This is a genomic window from Salegentibacter profundi (genome assembly GCF_054121475.1).
Genome location: NZ_JBSYGG010000026.1, coordinates 1 through 1,586, shown reverse-complemented (window position 1 = coordinate 1,586; position 1,586 = coordinate 1). Strand labels below are relative to the sequence as shown.

1 protein-coding gene is annotated in these 1,586 nt (G+C 44.3%); it reads left to right on the top strand.

The window, feature by feature from the left end; translation table 11 throughout:
* Nucleotides 1–57 precede the first annotated feature (57 nt).
* A partial coding sequence (istA, locus tag ACW6NC_RS16045; protein WP_457867579.1) for an IS21 family transposase occupies nucleotides 58–1,586 on the top strand: 1,529 nt, incomplete at its 3' end.

Here is a 1,586-nt window from a genome sequence, read left to right as displayed (position 1 = left end):
TTTGTGCCACTTTGAAAGATCAAGTAACTCATACCTTGTCGCTTAAAAACAAGCGATATGGCCAATACACTTGATCCAATGGACTTAAAACAAATTATTTCCCTACATCTCGATGGGTTTAGCAACCGTAAAATAGGTGCCACCCTTGGGATCTCCCGCAATACGGTAAATACTTATATGCGGCTGTTCAAGGCCAGCGGCTCTTCTGCTAAAGAATTATTGGTCCTTGATAATGCTAGCTTAGAGAAGCTTTTTCCGTCCCATACTACTATTGACAATCCTCGCTACGAGGAACTCATGTTATATTTTGAGGGGGTCAATAAAGCCCGTAACCACCCAGGTTTCACTTTTTTATACCATTATCAGGAATATGTAGCACAGGCCAAAGATCCTTATGGCTATACCCAGTTTATGGAACATTACCGGCGCAAATATGCCAAGGTCAAAGGATCCATGAAACTTGAACACGATCCCGGGAATGAAATGTTTATTGATTATGCAGGAAAAAAACTTCAAATTATTGATAAGGAAACAGGAGAACTGATTCCGGTAGAAGTATTTGTAGCCATCCTTCCTAACAGCCAGTACACTTACGTGGAAGCTTGTAAAAGCCAGAAACGAGAGGACCTGATTAACTGTTGCTGTAATGCCCTACAGTTTTATGGAGGCGTCCCTAAAGCAATTGTCTCCGACAACCTAAAATCAGCAGTTACCCGTGCCAGCAGGTATGAGGCTGACATCAACAGAAGTTTTAAAGACTTCGCTCGGCATTACAACTGTGTGATCAATCCTGCCCGGGGCTATGCTCCGCAGGATAAAGCTTTGGTGGAGAATGCCGTAAACCTTGCCTACCAACGGATCTATTATCCGCTTCGGGAGATGAGCTTCTTCTCTTTAGAAGACCTGAACCGTGAGATAAAACGCTTGCTGGAGCGGTACAACGATCTGTTGTTCTCTCGCAAGGAAGCCAGTCGCAGGGAACTCTTTCAATCCGTGGAGCGGGAATACCTAAAGCCCCTGCCGGAGACAGTCTATGAACTAAAAGGGTACCGAAGGGCAAAGGTTCAGAAAATAGGCTATGTATACTTCTCTCCGGATAAAAGCTATTACAGCGCACCCTATCGCTACATAGGAAAAGAAACCACCATCCATTATACCAGTTCCGTGGTAGAAGTATATTTTTATCATCAGCGGATCGCCTTGCACCAGCGCAACCCATCAAAAGGCAGTTATAACACCAACAAAGAGCATCTAAGCAGTACCCATAAATACTATAGCGATTGGAGTCCTGATTTTTTTAAAAAGAAAGCGGCCGTGCATGGGGAGCACGTTCTGGGATGTATCGAGAAAATAATCACCGCGGTGGACTATCCGGAAATAGGGTACAAACGAGCTATGGGGGTCATCCAGCTCCATAAATCCTATGGCTCCCAGCGATTGGATAATGCCTGTAAAAGGGCTTTGCAGGCAGATGCGGTTACTTACCTGCACATTAAAAATATCCTGAAAAATAATCTGGACCAAAGCTCCCTGTTTTACCAGGACCTCGAAGAAGATAAACCACACATCCCGGAACACGATAACTT